We start from the raw sequence: 16,843 nt of genomic DNA on the forward strand, positions 1-16,843 counted from the left end.
GGCACGGTCCGAAGAGCCGTACCGCCCGAAGTCCTGATCAAGCAGCCGTGCGTCAGACGCGGCGGCGCTTGGGGGGACGGCAGCCGTTGTGCGGCGTGGGGGTGACGTCCTGGATCGAACCGACCTCGAGGCCCGTGGCCTGGAGGGAACGGATCGCGGTCTCACGGCCGGAGCCGGGACCCTTGACGAAGACGTCGACCTTGCGCATGCCGTGCTCCTGCGCGCGGCGGGCGGCCGACTCGGCGGCCATCTGCGCGGCGAAGGGGGTGGACTTGCGCGAGCCCTTGAAGCCGACGTGGCCGGCGGAGGCCCAGGAGATCACGTTGCCCGAGGGGTCCGTGATCGAGACGATCGTGTTGTTGAACGTGCTCTTGATGTGCGCGTGGCCGTGAGCGACGTTCTTCTTTTCCTTGCGGCGCACCTTCTTGGCAGCGCCCTGACGACCCTTGGGGGGCATCTATAACTCCTACGGGAGGTGGTCGGTCCTACAGCGAAGACCGCTTGGTCAAGCGTCCGCTGAGGACTACTTCTTGCCCGGCTTCTTCTTGCCGGCGATGGCGCGACGCGGGCCCTTGCGGGTACGAGCGTTCGTGCTGGTGCGCTGGCCGCGGACGGGCAGGCCACGACGGTGGCGGAGGCCCTGGTAGCAGCCGATCTCGACCTTGCGGCGGATGTCGGCGGCGATCTCGCGACGGAGGTCACCCTCGGTCTGGAGGTTGGCGTCCACGTACTCGCGGATCTTGACGAGGTCTTCCTCGGCAAGGTCGCGGACACGGGTGGACGGGTTCACACCGGTCGAGGCGAGGATCTCCTCGGACCGGGTACGCCCGATGCCGAAGACGTAGGTGAGTGCGACCACCACACGCTTTTCGCGCGGGATGTCAACACCGGAAACGCGTGCCATTCAATGGCTCCTGTGTTCTCGGGGGTCTGCTGCAGAACCGTTCCCGGCTGCCGTATGAGGTACAGGTCGGGTCCCCGGCCCCCGCCGGAGGTGCCGTCAACCGTGGGACACGGTCGGACGGGCTCTGCGTATGTACGTATTGCTATGCGTCGCGCGAAGAACTGCGAAATGCAGGTCGGTCGGCGTGCGTCAGCCCTGGCGCTGCTTGTGGCGCAGGTTGTCGCAGATGACCATGACCCGGCCGTGACGGCGGATCACCTTGCACTTGTCGCAGATCTTCTTGACGCTCGGCTTGACCTTCATGGGATGTGAGGTTCTCCGGGTCAGTGCCACCACCCGCGCGCGGAGGCGGGGTGCGGGCAAGATCTACTTGTACCGGTAGACGATCCGGCCACGCGTCAGGTCGTACGGAGAGAGCTCCACGACGACCCGGTCGTCCGGAAGGATTCGGATGTAGTGCATCCGCATCTTGCCGGAGATGTGCGCGAGGACCTTGTGACCGTTCTGGAGCTCCACCTTGAACATGGCGTTCGGGAGGGACTCGATCACGGTGCCCTCGATTTCGATGGCACCTTGCTTCTTGGCCACGCTTCGCCTTTCGAATCGGCTACCTTGATCGACTCTCGCCGCCGCATGCGGACACACGGGTACACGAGAGCCGACGCATCAGTCTACGTCCTCCCCCACGAAAAGACGAATCGGGAAGTCTGCCCACCCCCACTGATCCTTACGCAAGCCACCACGCCGCAGAAAAACCGCGTCCGAAACAACTACGCCAACGGATCCGGCGCCGCCGTGACGCCCAGCTCGGCGAGCTTCGCCTTGCCGCCGACCCACCCCCCGACGCAGCCCTCGCGGGCTCGGCGCCAGGGCGCCTCACAAGCATCGACCCGCTGCGCCGGACTCCGTCCGCCGAGCAGAGGGGGCCACCGGCCCGAGCCCCGTACCGCTACCGGCGGGCAGACCAGCTACGCCAACGGATCCGGCGCCGCCGTCACGCCCAGCTCGGCGAGCTTCGCCTTGCCGCCGTCGACTGCGGTCAGGACCAGCGGGCCCTCCTCCGTCAGGGCGATGGAGTGCTCCCAGTGGGAGGACCAGGTGTTGTCGGTGGTGATGACGGTCCAGTCGTCCTTGAGGACCTCGGTGTGGGGGGTGCCGAGGGAGACCATGGGCTCGATGGCGAGGCAGAGGCCGGGGACGAGCTTGGGGCCCTTGCCGCGCTTGCGGGAGACGTAGTTCAGGAGGTGCGGGTCCATGTGCATCTCGGTGCCGATGCCGTGGCCGCCGTAGTCCTCGATGATCCCGTAGCGGCCGAGGCTGTGGTCGCCGACCGCGGGGCGGGGCTGGCGCTTGATGTAGGTCTCGATCGCCTTGGAGATGTCGACGAGCCGGTTGCCGAGCTTCATGGCCGCGATGCCGGCCCACATCGACTCCTCGGTGACCCGGGAGAGCTCGACGAGCTCGGGCGCGTGCCCGGTGCCCACGAAGGCGGTGTACGCCGCGTCACCGTGCCAGCCGTCGACGATCGCGCCGGCGTCGATGGAGATGATGTCGCCGTCCTTGAGGACGGTCTTGTCGTCGGGGATGCCGTGGACGACGACCTCGTTGACCGAGGTGCAGATGGTCGCGGGGAATCCGCCGTACCCGAGGAAGTTCGACTTCGCCCCGTGGTCGGCGATGACCTTGCGCGCGACCTCGTCGAGGTCCTTCGTGGTGGCGCCCGGCACGGCCGCCTCGCGGGTCGCCGCGTGGATGGCGGCGACGACCAGCCCCGCCTCGCGCATCTTCGCGATCTGCTCGGGGGTCTTGATCTGCACCATCGTGGCCGGGGCCTTTCCTTCGAGTACGGGGACAGAACAACGATACGGCCGCGGCGCCCCTGAGGGGCACCGCGGCCGTATCGCACGAACCGGGGGTTACTTCTTCAGCGCGTCCATCGCCTTGGCGGTGACCTCGTCCACCTTGCCGAGCGCCGAGATCGTCACGACCAGGCCCTGCGCCCGGTAGTAGTCGATGATCGGCTCGGTCTCCGTGTGGTAGACCTCCAGCCGCTTGCGGACGGTCTCCTCGGAGTCGTCCTCGCGCTGGTAGAGCTCGCCGCCGCAGACGTCGCAGACGCCCTCGGCCTTCGGCGCGTTGTAGATCGCGTGGAACACGTGCGAGGAGTCGTTGCGGCAGATGCGGCGACCCGCGATCCGCTTCACGACCTCGTCCTCGGGGACCTCGAGGTCCAGGACCGCGTCGAGCTGGACGGAGGATTCCTTGAGGATCTCGTCCAGGGCCTCGGCCTGGGCCAGGTTGCGCGGGAACCCGTCGAGCAGGAAGCCGTTCACGGCGTCCGCCTGCTCCATACGGTCCTTGGCCATCCCGATCGTCACGGAGTCCGGCACGAGCTGGCCGGCCTTCATGTACGACTGCGCCTCCACACCCAGCGGCGTGCCCTGCGAGATGTTCGCACGGAACAGGTCACCCGTGGAGATGTGCGGAATGGCCAGGTTCTTGGCGAGGTACGCGGCCTGCGTGCCCTTGCCTGCCCCGGGCGGTCCGACGAGGACGATTCGCATCAGCGGAGGAACCCTTCGTAATTGCGCTGCTGGAGCTGGCTCTCGATCTGCTTCACGGTCTCCAGCCCCACACCCACGATGATGAGGATGCTCGTCCCACCGAAGGGGAAGTTGGCATTGGCGCCACCGAAGCCTGCCAACGCCATCGTCGGCACAAGAGCGATCAGACCCAAGTACAGCGAGCCCGGCCAAGTGATCCGGTTGAGCACGTAGCTCAGGTACTCGGCAGTAGGTCGACCAGCCCGGATACCCGGGATGAAGCCACCATACTTCTTCATGTTGTCGGCAACTTCCTCGGGGTTGAACGAGATCGCCACGTAGAAGAAGGCGAAGAACACGATCAGGAGGAAGTACGCGGCGATGTAATACGGGTGGTCACCCTTGACGAAGTGGGCTTCGATCCAGGTCTTCCACCCGGCGGTGGAGTTCGAGAACTGCGCGACCAGGGCCGGGATGTAGAGCAGCGACGAGGCGAAGATGACAGGAATCACACCTGCCTGGTTCACCTTCAACGGGATGTAAGTGGACGTACCGCCGTACGAGCGCCGGCCGATCATGCGCTTCGCGTACTGCACCGGGATGCGGCGCTGCGCCTGCTCGACGAAGACCACGAGGGCCACCATCACGAAGCCGATGAGGATGACGACGCCGAACTCGATCCAGCCCTGAGCGAGCTTGCCGCTCTCCTTGATGGCCCACAGGGCACCCGGGAAGCCGGCGGCGATCGAGATGAACATGAGGATCGACATGCCGTTGCCGATGCCGCGGTCGGTGATGAGCTCGCCGAGCCACATGACGACACAGGTACCGGCGGTCATCGTGATGACCATGGTGGCGATGGTGAAGATGGACGGGTCCGGCACGACCTGGTCGGCCACCGAGCATCCACTGAAGAGCGCACCGCTCTTGGCGGTGGCGACGAGACCGGTGCCCTGGAGGATCGCGAGCGCGACCGTCAGGTACCGGGTGTACTGCGTGATCTTGGCCGTACCGGCCTGACCCTCCTTCTTGAGGGCTTCCAGGCGGGGGATCACGACGGTCAGCAGCTGCAGGATGATGCTCGCCGTGATGTACGGCATGATGCCGAGCGCGAAGATGGTGATCTGGAGCAGGGCTCCGCCACTGAACATGTTGACCAGGCCGAACAGGCTGTTGTTGCCCTCGCTGGCCTGCTTGACACACTGCTGGACGGCCTCGTAGCTGACGCCGGGAACGGGGATGTGCGCCCCGAGGCGGTACAGCACGACGATGCCGAGCGTGAAGAGCAGCTTCTTGCGCAGGTCGGGCGTCTTGAACGCCCGGGCGAACGCGGTGAGCACGGTGCCTCCTGCGACCCCCGCGCTATGCGTCAAGGGTGACGGTCTTGAGGTTCGACGATTAGGTATCGGTCATCAATTCCGTGCGGGCATACCGCACGGAGTCTAGACAGTGCACGCCACCTTACCGGCGACCGTGCCCCCCTAGGAACGACCAATCGGGGATGCCCCTTTTGAGAGGCATCCCCGATCGGATGTTCAGGCCATCGAGTCGTCTTAGACGAGCTCGGTGACGGTGCCGCCGGCGGCGGCGATCTTCTCCTTGGCGGAGCCGGAGACGGCGTCGACCGTCACCTGCAGCGCCACGGAGACCTCGCCGGTGCCGAGCACCTTGACGAGCTGGTTCTTACGAACCGCACCCTTGGCGACCAGATCGGCCACCGTGACCTCGCCACCCTGCGGGTAGAGCGCGGCCAGCTTGTCCAGGTTCACGACCTGGTACTCGGTGCGGAACGGGTTCTTGAAGCCCTTGAGCTTCGGGAGGCGCATGTGGAGGGGCATCTGCCCACCCTCGAAGCGCTCCGGAACCTGGTAACGGGCCTTGGTGCCCTTGGTACCACGACCGGCCGTCTTACCCTTGGACGCCTCACCACGACCGACACGGGTCTTCGCGGTCTTGGCGCCCGGGGCGGGACGGAGGTTGTGGGCCTTCAGCGGGTTGGTCTCCGCCATGTCAGTCAACCTCCTCGACCGTCACGAGGTGGCGGACGGTGTGCACCATGCCGCGGAACTCGGGGCGGTCCTCCTTGACAACCACGTCGTTGACCTTCTTGAGGCCAAGCGAGCGCAGGGTGTCGCGGTGGTTCTGCTTGCTGCCGATGTACGACTTCGTCTGCGTGACCTTGAGGCGAGCCATTACGCACCCGCCCCAGCACGCGCACGGAGCAGAGCCGCGGGAGCGACGTCCTCGAGGGGCAGACCACGGCGAGCCGCGATCTCCTCGGGACGCTGCAGGCCCTTCAGGGCCTCCACGGTCGCGTGCACGATGTTGATCGCGTTGTCGGAGCCGAGCGACTTCGACAGGATGTCGTGAACGCCGGCGCACTCGAGCACGGCGCGCACCGGGCCACCGGCGATAACACCGGTACCGGGGGAAGCCGGCTTGAGCAGGACGACGCCCGCGGCCTTCTCGCCCTGGATCGGGTGAGGGATGGTGCCCTGGATGCGGGGAACCTTGAAGAAGTTCTTCTTGGCTTCCTCGACGCCCTTGGCGATGGCCGCGGGAACTTCCTTGGCCTTGCCGTAACCGACACCTACGGTGCCGTCACCGTCACCCACCACGACGAGCGCGGTGAAGCTGAAACGACGACCACCCTTGACAACCTTGGCGACGCGGTTGATCGCGACAACGCGCTCAACGTACGCGGTCTTCTCGGCGGCAGCGCCACCGTCGCGACCCTTCCGGTCCCGCCGCTCGCCGCCACCGGCACCGCTGCCGCGGCGCTGGGGTCCAGCCATTGGATTACCTCTCTCTGTTACGTCCGTTAGTCCCGGAACCGGGGCTTAGAACTTCAGCCCGGCTTCGCGGGCGGCGTCAGCCAGAGCGGCAATGCGCCCGGCGTACCTGTTGCCACCACGGTCGAACACGACGGCCTCGACACCGGCGGCCTTGGCGCGCTCGGCGACAAGAGCACCGACCTGCTTGGCCTGCGCGGACTTGTCACCCTCGCCACCGCGGATCGACGCGTCCAGGTTCGACGCAGACGCAAGGGTGTGACCCTTGAGGTCGTCGATGACCTGAGCGGTGATGCCGCGGTTCGAACGCGTCACGACGAGGCGCGGACGCTCCGCCGTACCCGACACGTTCTTGCGGATGCGGATGTGGCGGCGAGCCTTGGCCGCACGCTTGTAAGCGTCGCCCTTGGCGATCTTCACACCGTATGCCATGGCTTACTTACCAGCCTTTCCGACCTTGCGGCGGATGACCTCGCCGGCGTACTTGACGCCCTTGGCCTTGTACGGGTCGGGCTTCCGCAGCTTGCGGATGTTCGCCGCGACCTCGCCGACCTTCTGCTTGTCGATGCCCTCGACCGAGAACTTGGTCGGCGACTCGACCTTGAACGAGATGCCCTCGGGCGCCTCGACCAGGATCGGGTGGCTGTAGCCGAGCTGGAACTCCAGGTTGGAGCCCTTCGCGGCGACGCGGTAACCGACACCGCTGATCTCGAGCGCCTTCACGTAACCCTGGGTCACACCGGTGATCATGTTGGCCACCAGCGTGCGGGACAGGCCGTGAAGGGCCTTGTTCTGACGCTCGTCGTTCGGACGGTTGACGTTCAGAACGCCATCCTCGCCCTTAACGATCTCGATCGGAGCGGCGACGGTGTGGGTCAGGGTGCCCTTGGAACCCTTGACCGTGACCGTGCGGCCCTCGATGGTGACGTCCACGCCGGCGGGAACCTGGATAGGCAGCTTGCCAATACGCGACATTAGCTATTCCTCCGTTCCCGACTACCAGACGTAGGCGAGGACTTCCCCACCTACGCCCTTCTTGCCTGCCTGCTGGCCGGTCAGGAGACCGTGGGACGTGGAGATGATCGCCACGCCCAGGCCGCCGAGAACCTTCGGCAGGTTGGTGGACTTCGCGTAAACCCGGAGACCGGGCTTCGAGATCCGCTTGATGCCCGCGATGGAGCGCTCACGGTTCGGACCGAACTTGAGCTCGAGGACGAGGTTCTTGCCGACCTCGGCGTCCTCGACCTTCCAGCCCGTGATGAAGCCCTCCTGCTGGAGGATTTCCGCGATGTGAGACTTGATCTTGCTGTGCGGCATCGTCACGGAGTCGTGGTATGCCGAGTTCGCGTTACGCAGACGAGTCAGCATGTCCGCGATCGGATCAGTCATGGTCATGAATTGGCCTTCGGCCTCTCTCGCCGGGGTTTCCTGTATGCGCCATCCCTCTCCCCACACAGGGGCGGGACGGGTGCGGCGCGGGGACCTACGGCGTAGTAAGTCGTACGGGCGGCGGACGCCCAACCCCACAAGCCTAAGCCATGAGGGGGTGGGCGTCCGCCAACCCAATGCTTACCGAGAGACTCCGGTCATCCCAACTAGGGGATTACCAGGAGCTCTTGGTCACGCCCGGCAGCTCGCCACGGTGAGCCATCTCACGAAGGCACACGCGGCACAGGCCGAACTTGCGGTACACGGAGTGGGGACGACCACAGCGCTGGCAGCGCGTGTAGCCACGCACGCCGAACTTGGGCTTGCGGGCAGCCTTCGCGATGAGAGCCTTCTTCGCCATCTCGCTTACGCCTCCTTGAACGGGAAGCCGAGGTGACGCAGAAGGGCACGGCCCTCGTCGTCGTTGGTCGCCGTGGTCACCACGGTGATGTCCATACCCCGGACACGGTCGATCTTGTCCTGGTCGATCTCGTGGAACATGACCTGCTCCGTGAGACCGAAGGTGTAGTTGCCACGGCCGTCGAACTGCTTGGGGGACAGACCACGGAAGTCGCGGATGCGCGGCAGCGCCAGCGACAGGGTGCGGTCCAGGAACTCCCACATGCGGTCGCCACGGAGGGTGACGTGCGCACCGATCGGCTGACCCTCGCGCAGCTTGAACTGCGCGATGGACTTGCGGGCCTTGGTGATGGCCGGCTTCTGACCGGTGATGGTGGTCAGGTCACGGACGGCACCGTCCATGAGCTTCGAGTCACGGGCGGCGTCGCCGACACCCATGTTGACCACGATCTTCACGAGGCCGGGGATCTGCATGACGTTCTCGTAGGAGAACTCCTCACGCAGCTTGCCCGCGATCTCCTCGCGGTACTTCGTCTTGAGACGCGGAGTGGTGGTAGCCATCAGATGTCCTCACCCGTCCGCTTGGCAACGCGGATCTTGTTGCCCTCGTCGTCGAAGCGGAAACCGACACGCGTGACGACCTTCTTGCCGTCCTTCTCCACGACCAGCTGGACGTTGGAGACGTGGACCGGAGCCTCGGTCGTGACGATGCCACCGGCCTGCGACGGGCCGGCCTTGGTGTGCTTCTTGACCCGGTTGACACCCTCGACGAGGACGCGGTTCTCGCGGGGGAAGGCCGTGATGACCTTGCCCTGCTTGCCCTTGTCCTTACCGGTGATGACCTGGACCAGGTCGCCCTTCTTGATCTTCATGCTTACAGCACCTCCGGCGCGAGCGAGATGATCTTCATGAACTTCTTCTCGCGCAGCTCACGGCCGACCGGGCCGAAGATACGGGTGCCACGAGGGTCGCCGTCGTTCTTGAGAATGACAGCGGCGTTCTCGTCGAAGCGGATGTACGAGCCGTCCTGGCGGCGGCGCTCCTTGACGGTGCGAACGATGACCGCCTTGACGACGTCACCCTTCTTCACGTTGCCACCGGGGATCGCGTCCTTGACGGTGGCGACGATGACGTCACCGATGCCCGCGTAGCGGCGACCCGAGCCACCGAGAACACGGATGCAAAGGATCTCCTTGGCACCAGTGTTGTCGGCGACACGCAGTCGCGACTCCTGCTGGATCACGTCTATCTCCTGATTTGTCTGCCGGTTCCCGGCCGGGGCTTCACGAGGAAGCCCCGGCCGAGCCTGGCGGAACGAACTCGAAGGGTTACCCCTTCAAGAATTACTTGGCCTTCTCGAGGATCTCGATGACGCGCCAGTGCTTCGTGGCGGACAGCTTCCGGGTCTCCATCAGGAGGACGCGGTCGCCGATGCCGGCAGCGTTCTGCTCGTCGTGAGCCTTGAGCTTGTTCGTACGGCGGATGACCTTGCCGTACAGCGCGTGCTTGACGCGGTCCTCGACAGCGACGACGACGGTCTTGTCCATCTTGTCGCTGACGACCAGGCCCTCGCGGACCTTACGAGCGTTGCGCTCGGTCTTCTCAGTCACGTTGCTCTCGCTCATCAGGCGTTCTCCACCGTCTCGATGCCCAGCTCACGCTCACGCATCAGGGTGTAGATCCGGGCGATGTCCTTACGGACGGACTTGAGCCGACCGTGGTTCTCGAGCTGACCCGTCGCCGCCTGGAAGCGGAGGTTGAACAGCTCTTCCTTGGCCTCGCGGAGCTTGTTGAGAAGCTCCTCGTTGCCCAGCTCGCGCAGCTCGGACGCCTTGGTACCGGCCGACATCACAGCTCACCTGCTTCGCGCTTCACGATCTTGCACTTCATCGGCAGCTTGTGGGCCGCACGGGTGAGGGCCTCGCGCGCGATCTTCTCGTTCGGGTAGGACAGTTCGAACATCACCCGACCCGGCTTGACGTTCGCGATCCACCACTCCGGAGAACCCTTACCGGAACCCATGCGGGTCTCGGCGGGCTTCTTCGTCAGCGGGCGGTCCGGGTAGATGTTGATCCAGACCTTGCCGCCACGCTTGATGTGGCGGGTCATCGCGATACGAGCCGCCTCGATCTGGCGGTTGGTCACGTACGCCGGCGTGAGGGCCTGAATGCCGTACTCGCCGAACGCAACCTGCGTACCACCCTTGCTGGCGCCGGAGCGCTTCGGGTGGTGCTGCTTGCGGTGCTTGACCCTACGGGGGATCAGCATGTCGGTCAGGCCTCCGTTCCGGTGCTCTCAGCCGGAGCAGCGGCGGCAGCCTCGGCCTTGGGGGCCTCGGCGGCCGGAGCCGACTGCTGCGGCTTGCGGCCGCGGCCGCCACGCTCGCCACCGCGGCCACCACGGCCGGCCGGGCGGTCGCCAGCGCCGGCACCACGGGCCGGGCGGTTACCCGCACGGGCCGCAGCGTTCTCGGCGCGGACCTCGGCGATGTTCTTGACGTCGCCCTTGTAGATCCAGACCTTGACGCCAATGCGACCGAAGGTCGTCTTGGCCTCGAAGAAGCCGTAGTCCACGTTCGCGCGGAGCGTGTGCAGCGGCACACGACCCTCGCGGTAGAACTCCGAGCGGGACATCTCGGCGCCGCCGAGACGACCGCCACACTGGATCTTGATGCCCTTGGCGCCGGCCTTCATCGTGCCCTGCATGCTCTTACGCATGGCGCGACGGAAGGAGACGCGGGAGGAGAGCTGCTCGGCAACGGCCTGAGCAACCAGCTGAGCGTCCATCTCGGGGTTCTTGACCTCGAGGATGTTCAGCTGGACCTGCTTGCCCGTGAGCTTCTCGAGGTCGCCGCGGATGCGGTCGGCCTCGGCGCCACGGCGGCCGATGACGATGCCGGGACGCGCGGTGTGGATGTCCACACGCACACGGTCACGGGTGCGCTCGATCTCAACCTTCGAGATGCCGGCGCGCTCCATGCCGGACGTCATCATCCGACGGATGGCGACGTCTTCCTTGACGTAGTCCTTGTACAGCTTGTCGGCGTACCAGCGGGACTTGAAGTCCGTGGTGATGCCGAGCCGGAACCCATGCGGGTTAACCTTCTGGCCCATTACCGGGTTCCTTCCTTGCTGCTGACGACCACGGTGATGTGGCTGGTCCGCTTACGGATCCGGTAGGCACGGCCCTGGGCACGCGGACGGAACCGCTTCAGGGTCGGGCCCTCATCGACGAACGCCTCGCTGATGAACAGCGAAGAGGCGTCCGTGTGGTCGTAGTTGTGCGCGGCGTTGGCGATGGCGCTGTCCAGCACCTTGCCAACCGGCACGCTCGCGGCCTGCGGGGCGAAACGCAGGACCGCCTGAGCCTCCGTGGCATCCATGCCACGGATAAGGTCCACCACACGGCGGGCCTTCATGGGCGTAACGCGGATGTACCGCGCCTGGGCCCTGGCTTCCATGGTTGTCCTTCCAGTGTCTGTCATGGTCATTCCACCCCGCTACTAGCGGCGCTTCGACTTCCGGTCGTCCTTCACGTGACCCCGGAAGGTGCGCGTCGGCGAGAACTCGCCGAGCTTGTGGCCGACCATCGACTCGGTGACAAACACCGGAATGTGGGTCTTGCCGTTGTGCACCGCGATCGTGTGGCCGAGCATGGCCGGGATGATCATCGAGCGACGGGACCAGGTCTTGATGACGTTCTTGGTACCGGCTTCGTTCTGGGCGTCCACCTTCTTGACGAGGTGGCCGTCGACGAAGGGTCCCTTCTTGAGACTGCGCGGCATCTAAACCCGCTCCTAGCGCTTCTTGTTCGTCTTGCGGCGGCGGACGATGTACTTGTTCGAAGCCTTCTTCGGCGAACGAGTACGACCCTCCTTCTGACCCCACGGGGAGACCGGGTGGCGACCACCGGAGGTCTTGCCCTCACCACCACCGTGCGGGTGGTCCACCGGGTTCATCGCCACACCGCGAACGGTCGGGCGAACGCCCAGCCAGCGCTTACGGCCGGCCTTGCCCCAGTTGATGTTCGACTGCTCGGCGTTGCCGACCTCGCCGATGGTGGCGCGGCAGCGGGCGTCGACGAGACGGATCTCACCGGACGGCATGCGGAGGTGGGCCATGGTGCCCTCCTTCGCCAGCAGCTGCACGGAGGCACCAGCGGAGCGCGCGAACTTGGCGCCGCCACCGGGACGGAGCTCGATCGCGTGGATCGTGGTACCGACCGGGATGTTGCGGAGCGCCAGGTTGTTGCCGGGCTTGATGTCCGCGCCCGGGCCGTTCTCGACGCGGTCACCCTGCGAGAGGCCCTTGGGGGCGATGATGTAGCGCTTCTCGCCGTCCAGGTAGTGGAGCAGCGCGATGCGCGCGGTGCGGTTGGGGTCGTACTCGATGTGAGCGACCTTCGCCGGCACGCCGTCCTTGTCGTGACGACGGAAGTCGATCACACGGTAGGCGCGCTTGTGGCCACCGCCCTGGTGGCGGACGGTCACACGACCGGTGTTGTTACGGCCGCCCTTGCTGTGCAGGGGGCGGACCAGCGACTTCTCCGGCGTGGACCGCGTGATCTCGACGAAGTCGGCTACGGAGGAGCCACGACGGCCCGGCGTAGTCGGCTTGTACTTGCGGATTCCCATTTCTCAGTCCTCGTCCGATTCCGGACGATCCAGACCGCCGTTAGGCGGTCGGACCGCCGAAGATGTCGATACGGTTGCCCTCGGCAAGGGTCACGATGGCGCGCTTGGTGTCCTTGCGCTTGCCGAAACCGGCCTTGGTGCGCTTGCGCTTACCCTGGCGGTTGATCGTGTTGACCCCGGTGACCTTGACCGAGAAGACCGCCTCGACGGCCTGCTTGATCTGGGTCTTGTTGGAGCCAGGCGCGACGATGAACGTGTACTTGTTCTCGTCCAGCAGGGCGTAGCTCTTCTCCGAGACGACCGGCTTGACGAGAATGTCGCGCGGGTCCGAGAAGGTCTTGCTGGTGACGACGGCCTCAGTCATCAGGCGTCGCTCCCTTCGGTCTCAGCGGTCTGGGGGCCAGACACGAAGGACTCGAGGGCGGCCTGGGTGAAGACCACGTCGTCAGAGACGATCACGTCGTACGTGTTGAGCTGGCCCGGCTCCAGGATGTGCACCTGGGGCAGGTTGCGGGCGGACAGCCACGCGGCCTCGTCGGAGCGCTCGACGACCAGGAGCAGGTTCTTGCGCTCCGAGATCTTGCCGAGCAGCGTCTTGGCGGCCTTGGTGGAGACAGCACCCTCGACCACGCCGGTGACGACGTGGATGCGGGAGTGGTTCGCCCGGTCCGAGAGGGCACCGCGGAGGGCGGCGGCCTTCATCTTCTTCGGGGTCCGCTGCGAGTAGTCACGCGGCACGGGACCGTGCACGACGCCACCACCGGCGAACTGCGGGGCGCGGGTCGAACCCTGACGGGCGCGGCCGGTGCCCTTCTGGCGGTAAGGCTTCTTGCCACCACCGCGGACTTCGCCACGGGTCTTGGTCTTGTGCGTGCCCTGACGGGCCGCGGCCAGCTGCGCGACGACGACCTGGTGGATCAGCGGGACGCTGACCTTGGCGCCGAAGATCTCCGCGGGGAGCTCGACGGTCCCGGCCTTGTCGCCAGACGGCGAAAGGATGTCAATGGTGCTCATCGGTTCCTCAAACCCCCTTGGCCGCGGTGCGGACCAGGACGAGGCCACCGTTGGGGCCGGGGACGGCGCCCTTGATGAGCAGCAGACCCTTCTCGGCGTCAACGGCGTGGACGGTCAGGTTCTGGGTGGTCACACGCTCGTTGCCCATGCGACCGGCCATGCGCATGCCCTTGAAGACACGGCCCGGGGTGGCGCAGCCACCGATGGAACCGGGCTTGCGGTGCACGCGGTGGGCACCGTGCGAGGCCTTGCCACCACGGAAGTTGTGGCGCTTCATGACACCGGCGAAGCCCTTGCCCTTGCTCTTGCCGGTGACGTCGACCTTCACGCCGGCCTCGAAGACCTCGGCGGTGATCTCCTGGCCGAGCGTGTACTCGGAGGCGTCAGCGGTGCGGAGCTCCACCAGGTGGCGGCGCGGGGTGACGTCGGCCTTGGCGAAGTGGCCCTTGAGGGGCTTGTTCACCTTGCGCGGGTCGATCTCGCCGAAGGCGATCTGGACCGACTCGTAGCCGTCGCTGTCGTTCGTACGGACCTGGGTCACGACATTCGGGCCGGCCTTGACGACGGTCACCGGGACGACCCGGTTGTTCTCGTCCCAGACCTGCGTCATGCCGAGCTTCTCGCCCAGGATGCCCTTGATGTTCTTGGCCATCTCGCGCGCCCTCAGAGCTTGATCTCGATGTCGACACCGGCCGGGAGGTCGAGACGCATCAGCGAGTCAACCGTCTTCGGCGTGGGGTCGAGGATGTCGATGAGGCGCTTGTGCGTGCGCATCTCGAAGTGCTCGCGCGAGTCCTTGTACTTGTGCGGCGACTTGATGACGCAGTACACGTTCTTCTCAGTGGGCAGCGGCACCGGGCCCGCGACCGACGCACCAGTGCGGGTCACCGTCTCGACGATCTTCTTCGCCGAGGAGTCGATGACCTCGTGGTCGTAGGCCTTGAGCCGGATGCGGATCTTCTGTCCCGCCATGGCTACTAGTAGTCCTTTGTCTCGTAACGCTCTGGCATCCCGATTGGTTCGCGTCCCACCTCCGACCCACGCGGTCGGGCGTGTCGCACTCCCTCTACGCAGAAATCCCTGAGGATTTCCCAACCAAGGGGGTGCGGTCACCATGACCGCGAGTCGGGGGTACAACACCCACCGGGAGCCTGGCCGGCACCCCGCTGACGCTTCCCAGAAGATTCCCGTACGTCCGACCCGAGGGGTCGACGAGTACTGTGGGACTCGCTTCCGGTCCTCCCGACGGGAGGCGCGCAGCATCGGCACTCAACCGAGCAACCCCGACAGTCTGCCATACGCGGCCTTCTCGCCGCCAATCGGGAGCGAAGACTGTACCCCACGTCACGTAGCGGTACGCGCTCAGGCGCACGCTCCGGCGCGGCAGGTCGTTCAGCCCAGCCGCCGCGCCCGCTCGGTGAGGTGCCGCCGCTCGGGCGCGCTCGTGGTGTGACGGGCCGCCTCCCGGTACGCGTGGGCCGCCGCCTCCTTGTCGCCGAGGAGTTCGAGGAGGTGCGCGCGGGTCGCGAGCAGGCGGTGGTTCCGGGCCATCCGCCGGTCCCCCGCGAGCTCGGCGAGGAGGTCGAGACCGGCCCGCGGGCCGTGGACCATGGCGACCGCCACGGCCCGGTTGAGAGTGATCATCGGGTTCGGCCCGGTGCGCTCCAGGAGCTCGTACAGCGCGAGGATCTGGGGCCAGTCGGTGGCCTCGGCGGACTCCGCCTCGTCGTGGACGGCCGCGATGGCCGCCTGGAGCTGGTACGGGCCGACCCGGCCGAGCGGGAGGGTACGGCTGATCAGCTCGACGCCCTCGGCGACGAGCCCGCCGTCCCAGCTGCCCCGGTCCTGCTCGGTCAGCGGGACCAGCTCGCCGTGCGGGCCCGTCCGGGCCGGGCGGCGGGCGTCGGTGAGCAGCATCAGGGCGAGCAGTCCCGCGGTCTCGGTGTCGTCGGGGACGAGCCGGTGCAGCAGCCGGGCGAGCCGGATCGCCTCCGCGGAGAGCTCGGGCGCGGTGAGCAGGTCGCCGCCACTGGCCGTGTAGCCCTCGTTGAAGACCAGGTAGAGCACGTGCCGCACCTCGGCGAGGCGGGCCGTGCGGTCCGCGCCCGGGGGCAGCGAGAGCGACCAGCCGCCGGCCTTGATGGTCTGCTTGGCCCGGCTGATCCGCTGCGCCATGGTCGACTCGGGTACGAGGAAGGCGGCGGCGATCTGAGCGGTGGTGAGGCCGCCGACCGCGCGCAGGGTGAGCGCGATCCGGCTGGGCGGCGACAGGTCGGGGTGGCAGCAGAGGAAGAGCAGCGACAGGGAGTCGTCCCGGTCGGCGCCCGGGGTGTCGTCCGCCGCGTGCGCGAGCAGCTCGGAGGCCGGGGTGGCGAGGACGACGGCGTCCTCGCGGCGCCTGCGCGCGGACTCGCTGCGCACCAGGTCGACGTACCGGCGGGTGGCGACGGTCAGCAGCCAGCCGCGCGGGTGCTCGGGGACCCCGTCCTCGGGCCACTGGCGGGCCGCGGCGATCAGGGCCTCCTGGACGGCGTCCTCGCCGAGGTCGAAGTCGCCGTAGCGGCGGACGAGCGCGCCGAGGACCTGCGGCGCGTGGCTGCGCAGCAGGTCCTCGATCTCGTGGGGGCCGGTCACACGTCCGCCGCCGACTCGTGCAGGACGGGCCAGAGCTCGACGGGGTCGACGTCCGCGAAGGGCATGTCGGCGGCGATCTCCTGGGCCCGCCCCAGGCTCGCGCAGTCGAGCAGGTAGAAGCTGGCCAGGTACTCCTTGGTCTCCAGGTACGGGCCGTCGGTGACCGCGGGGGCGCCGCCCTCGCGCCGTACCAGCTGGGCGGCGGCCGCGTCGGCGAGCCCGTAGGCGCCGATCAGCTCGCCGCTCTCCCGGTACCTGCGGTTGAAGGCCTCCTGGCGGGCGATCGCCTCGGGCCAGGCCTCGGCCGGGAAGGAGTCCCACTTGGCCTGGTTGCCGTAGATCATCGCGACGTACTTCATCTCGGGTGTCCTCCCCGTCCCGCGCGCCCCTGTGGCGTGCTGTCACCCAGGGGTCGGAGCCCGCGGCGCCGACTCGACATCGGGCCGCCGGTCTCTTCGAAGATCTTTTCAGGGTGAATCCTGGCAGCCCGGAGCGCACTCGTACACAACCCCGGGTACCGGATATCCGTCTTGCA

30 protein-coding genes are annotated in these 16,843 nt (G+C 66.8%); all 30 read right to left on the reverse strand.

The window, feature by feature from the left end:
• Nucleotides 1–52: 52 nt before the first annotated feature.
• The gene (gene rpsK, locus ACZ7G1_RS28075; RefSeq protein ID WP_003956432.1) at nucleotides 53–457 is read right to left on the reverse strand and encodes a 30S ribosomal protein S11; all 405 of its coding nucleotides are present in this window, start codon (nucleotides 455–457) and stop codon (nucleotides 53–55) included.
• 66 nt (nucleotides 458–523) lie between these two features.
• Nucleotides 524–904 carry a 30S ribosomal protein S13 gene (gene rpsM / locus ACZ7G1_RS28080; protein ID WP_017239590.1) on the reverse strand — a complete coding sequence of 127 codons (381 nt, stop codon included), beginning with the start codon at nucleotides 902–904 and terminating at the stop codon, nucleotides 524–526.
• A 189-nt stretch (nucleotides 905–1,093) separates the two neighbouring features.
• The gene (gene rpmJ / locus ACZ7G1_RS28085) at nucleotides 1,094–1,207 is read right to left on the reverse strand and encodes a 50S ribosomal protein L36 (RefSeq protein WP_003956441.1); all 114 of its coding nucleotides are present in this window, start codon (nucleotides 1,205–1,207) and stop codon (nucleotides 1,094–1,096) included.
• Nucleotides 1,208–1,270: 63 nt separating this feature from the next.
• On the reverse strand, nucleotides 1,271–1,492 hold the full coding sequence (infA, locus tag ACZ7G1_RS28090; protein WP_003956442.1) for a translation initiation factor IF-1: 222 nt from the start codon (nucleotides 1,490–1,492) through the stop codon (nucleotides 1,271–1,273).
• Nucleotides 1,493–1,872: 380 nt separating this feature from the next.
• Nucleotides 1,873–2,724, reverse strand: coding sequence for a type I methionyl aminopeptidase (gene map / locus ACZ7G1_RS28095; RefSeq protein WP_189800374.1), 852 nt, complete (start codon nucleotides 2,722–2,724; stop codon nucleotides 1,873–1,875).
• A 96-nt stretch (nucleotides 2,725–2,820) separates the two neighbouring features.
• Nucleotides 2,821–3,468 (reverse strand): adenylate kinase, encoded by a 648-nt coding sequence (locus ACZ7G1_RS28100; RefSeq protein WP_470877046.1) that lies wholly within the window; start codon nucleotides 3,466–3,468, stop codon nucleotides 2,821–2,823.
• Nucleotides 3,468–4,787, reverse strand: coding sequence for a preprotein translocase subunit SecY (gene secY / locus ACZ7G1_RS28105; protein ID WP_470877044.1), 1,320 nt, complete (start codon nucleotides 4,785–4,787; stop codon nucleotides 3,468–3,470). Before secY ends, ACZ7G1_RS28100 begins: the two co-directional genes overlap by 1 nt.
• A gap of 213 nt (nucleotides 4,788–5,000) precedes the next feature.
• Nucleotides 5,001–5,456 carry a 50S ribosomal protein L15 gene (gene rplO / locus ACZ7G1_RS28110; protein ID WP_470877042.1) on the reverse strand — a complete coding sequence of 152 codons (456 nt, stop codon included), beginning with the start codon at nucleotides 5,454–5,456 and terminating at the stop codon, nucleotides 5,001–5,003.
• A gap of 1 nt (nucleotide 5,457) precedes the next feature.
• Nucleotides 5,458–5,640 (reverse strand): 50S ribosomal protein L30, encoded by a 183-nt coding sequence (gene rpmD, locus ACZ7G1_RS28115; protein ID WP_015035589.1) that lies wholly within the window; start codon nucleotides 5,638–5,640, stop codon nucleotides 5,458–5,460.
• A complete protein-coding gene (rpsE, locus tag ACZ7G1_RS28120; protein ID WP_015035588.1) occupies nucleotides 5,640–6,242 on the reverse strand; it encodes a 30S ribosomal protein S5 in 603 nt (200 codons plus the stop codon). Before rpsE ends, rpmD begins: the two co-directional genes overlap by 1 nt.
• Before the next feature lie 45 nt (nucleotides 6,243–6,287).
• Nucleotides 6,288–6,671 carry a 50S ribosomal protein L18 gene (rplR, locus tag ACZ7G1_RS28125; protein ID WP_015035587.1) on the reverse strand — a complete coding sequence of 128 codons (384 nt, stop codon included), beginning with the start codon at nucleotides 6,669–6,671 and terminating at the stop codon, nucleotides 6,288–6,290.
• Nucleotides 6,672–6,674: 3 nt separating this feature from the next.
• Entirely contained in the window at nucleotides 6,675–7,214 is a 540-nt protein-coding gene (gene rplF, locus ACZ7G1_RS28130; protein ID WP_033201981.1) for a 50S ribosomal protein L6, read from the reverse strand.
• 21 nt (nucleotides 7,215–7,235) lie between these two features.
• The gene (rpsH, locus tag ACZ7G1_RS28135) at nucleotides 7,236–7,634 is read right to left on the reverse strand and encodes a 30S ribosomal protein S8 (protein ID WP_015035585.1); all 399 of its coding nucleotides are present in this window, start codon (nucleotides 7,632–7,634) and stop codon (nucleotides 7,236–7,238) included.
• 208 nt (nucleotides 7,635–7,842) lie between these two features.
• A complete protein-coding gene (locus tag ACZ7G1_RS28140) occupies nucleotides 7,843–8,028 on the reverse strand; it encodes a type Z 30S ribosomal protein S14 (RefSeq protein ID WP_003948630.1) in 186 nt (61 codons plus the stop codon).
• 5 nt (nucleotides 8,029–8,033) lie between these two features.
• A complete protein-coding gene (gene rplE, locus ACZ7G1_RS28145; RefSeq protein ID WP_026058276.1) occupies nucleotides 8,034–8,591 on the reverse strand; it encodes a 50S ribosomal protein L5 in 558 nt (185 codons plus the stop codon).
• Nucleotides 8,588–8,899, reverse strand: coding sequence for a 50S ribosomal protein L24 (gene rplX / locus ACZ7G1_RS28150; RefSeq protein ID WP_024755412.1), 312 nt, complete (start codon nucleotides 8,897–8,899; stop codon nucleotides 8,588–8,590). Before rplX ends, rplE begins: the two co-directional genes overlap by 4 nt.
• 2 nt (nucleotides 8,900–8,901) lie before the next feature.
• Nucleotides 8,902–9,270: a 50S ribosomal protein L14 gene (rplN, locus tag ACZ7G1_RS28155; protein ID WP_003956455.1), complete on the reverse strand. Its 369-nt coding sequence runs from the start codon at nucleotides 9,268–9,270 to the stop codon at nucleotides 8,902–8,904.
• 100 nt (nucleotides 9,271–9,370) lie between these two features.
• Complete coding sequence (gene rpsQ / locus ACZ7G1_RS28160; protein WP_015035582.1) at nucleotides 9,371–9,652, reverse strand: 30S ribosomal protein S17; 282 nt, start codon at nucleotides 9,650–9,652, stop codon at nucleotides 9,371–9,373.
• Nucleotides 9,652–9,876: a 50S ribosomal protein L29 gene (gene rpmC / locus ACZ7G1_RS28165; RefSeq protein WP_017239580.1), complete on the reverse strand. Its 225-nt coding sequence runs from the start codon at nucleotides 9,874–9,876 to the stop codon at nucleotides 9,652–9,654. The genes rpsQ and rpmC overlap by 1 nt, the downstream gene beginning before the upstream one ends.
• Nucleotides 9,876–10,295 carry a 50S ribosomal protein L16 gene (gene rplP / locus ACZ7G1_RS28170; RefSeq protein WP_017239579.1) on the reverse strand — a complete coding sequence of 140 codons (420 nt, stop codon included), beginning with the start codon at nucleotides 10,293–10,295 and terminating at the stop codon, nucleotides 9,876–9,878. The genes rpmC and rplP overlap by 1 nt, the downstream gene beginning before the upstream one ends.
• 5 nt (nucleotides 10,296–10,300) lie before the next feature.
• A complete protein-coding gene (gene rpsC / locus ACZ7G1_RS28175) occupies nucleotides 10,301–11,140 on the reverse strand; it encodes a 30S ribosomal protein S3 (RefSeq protein WP_015035579.1) in 840 nt (279 codons plus the stop codon).
• Nucleotides 11,140–11,487: a 50S ribosomal protein L22 gene (gene rplV, locus ACZ7G1_RS28180; RefSeq protein WP_030359020.1), complete on the reverse strand. Its 348-nt coding sequence runs from the start codon at nucleotides 11,485–11,487 to the stop codon at nucleotides 11,140–11,142. Before rplV ends, rpsC begins: the two co-directional genes overlap by 1 nt.
• Before the next feature lie 42 nt (nucleotides 11,488–11,529).
• Nucleotides 11,530–11,811: a 30S ribosomal protein S19 gene (gene rpsS, locus ACZ7G1_RS28185; RefSeq protein ID WP_015035577.1), complete on the reverse strand. Its 282-nt coding sequence runs from the start codon at nucleotides 11,809–11,811 to the stop codon at nucleotides 11,530–11,532.
• A gap of 12 nt (nucleotides 11,812–11,823) precedes the next feature.
• Complete coding sequence (gene rplB, locus ACZ7G1_RS28190) at nucleotides 11,824–12,660, reverse strand: 50S ribosomal protein L2 (protein ID WP_470877040.1); 837 nt, start codon at nucleotides 12,658–12,660, stop codon at nucleotides 11,824–11,826.
• 40 nt (nucleotides 12,661–12,700) lie between these two features.
• Nucleotides 12,701–13,024 (reverse strand): 50S ribosomal protein L23, encoded by a 324-nt coding sequence (rplW, locus tag ACZ7G1_RS28195; protein ID WP_024755407.1) that lies wholly within the window; start codon nucleotides 13,022–13,024, stop codon nucleotides 12,701–12,703.
• On the reverse strand, nucleotides 13,024–13,674 hold the full coding sequence (gene rplD, locus ACZ7G1_RS28200) for a 50S ribosomal protein L4 (RefSeq protein ID WP_470877038.1): 651 nt from the start codon (nucleotides 13,672–13,674) through the stop codon (nucleotides 13,024–13,026). Before rplD ends, rplW begins: the two co-directional genes overlap by 1 nt.
• Before the next feature lie 7 nt (nucleotides 13,675–13,681).
• A complete protein-coding gene (rplC, locus tag ACZ7G1_RS28205) occupies nucleotides 13,682–14,326 on the reverse strand; it encodes a 50S ribosomal protein L3 (protein WP_383328207.1) in 645 nt (214 codons plus the stop codon).
• 11 nt (nucleotides 14,327–14,337) lie between these two features.
• Nucleotides 14,338–14,646, reverse strand: coding sequence for a 30S ribosomal protein S10 (gene rpsJ / locus ACZ7G1_RS28210; RefSeq protein WP_003948644.1), 309 nt, complete (start codon nucleotides 14,644–14,646; stop codon nucleotides 14,338–14,340).
• Nucleotides 14,647–15,066: 420 nt separating this feature from the next.
• Nucleotides 15,067–16,308, reverse strand: coding sequence for an RNA polymerase sigma factor (locus ACZ7G1_RS28215; protein ID WP_470877036.1), 1,242 nt, complete (start codon nucleotides 16,306–16,308; stop codon nucleotides 15,067–15,069).
• Entirely contained in the window at nucleotides 16,305–16,667 is a 363-nt protein-coding gene (locus ACZ7G1_RS28220; protein WP_470877035.1) for a YciI family protein, read from the reverse strand. Before ACZ7G1_RS28220 ends, ACZ7G1_RS28215 begins: the two co-directional genes overlap by 4 nt.
• Nucleotides 16,668–16,843: the final 176 nt, after the last annotated feature.

This window comes from Streptomyces sp. NPDC037273, assembly GCF_055603625.1.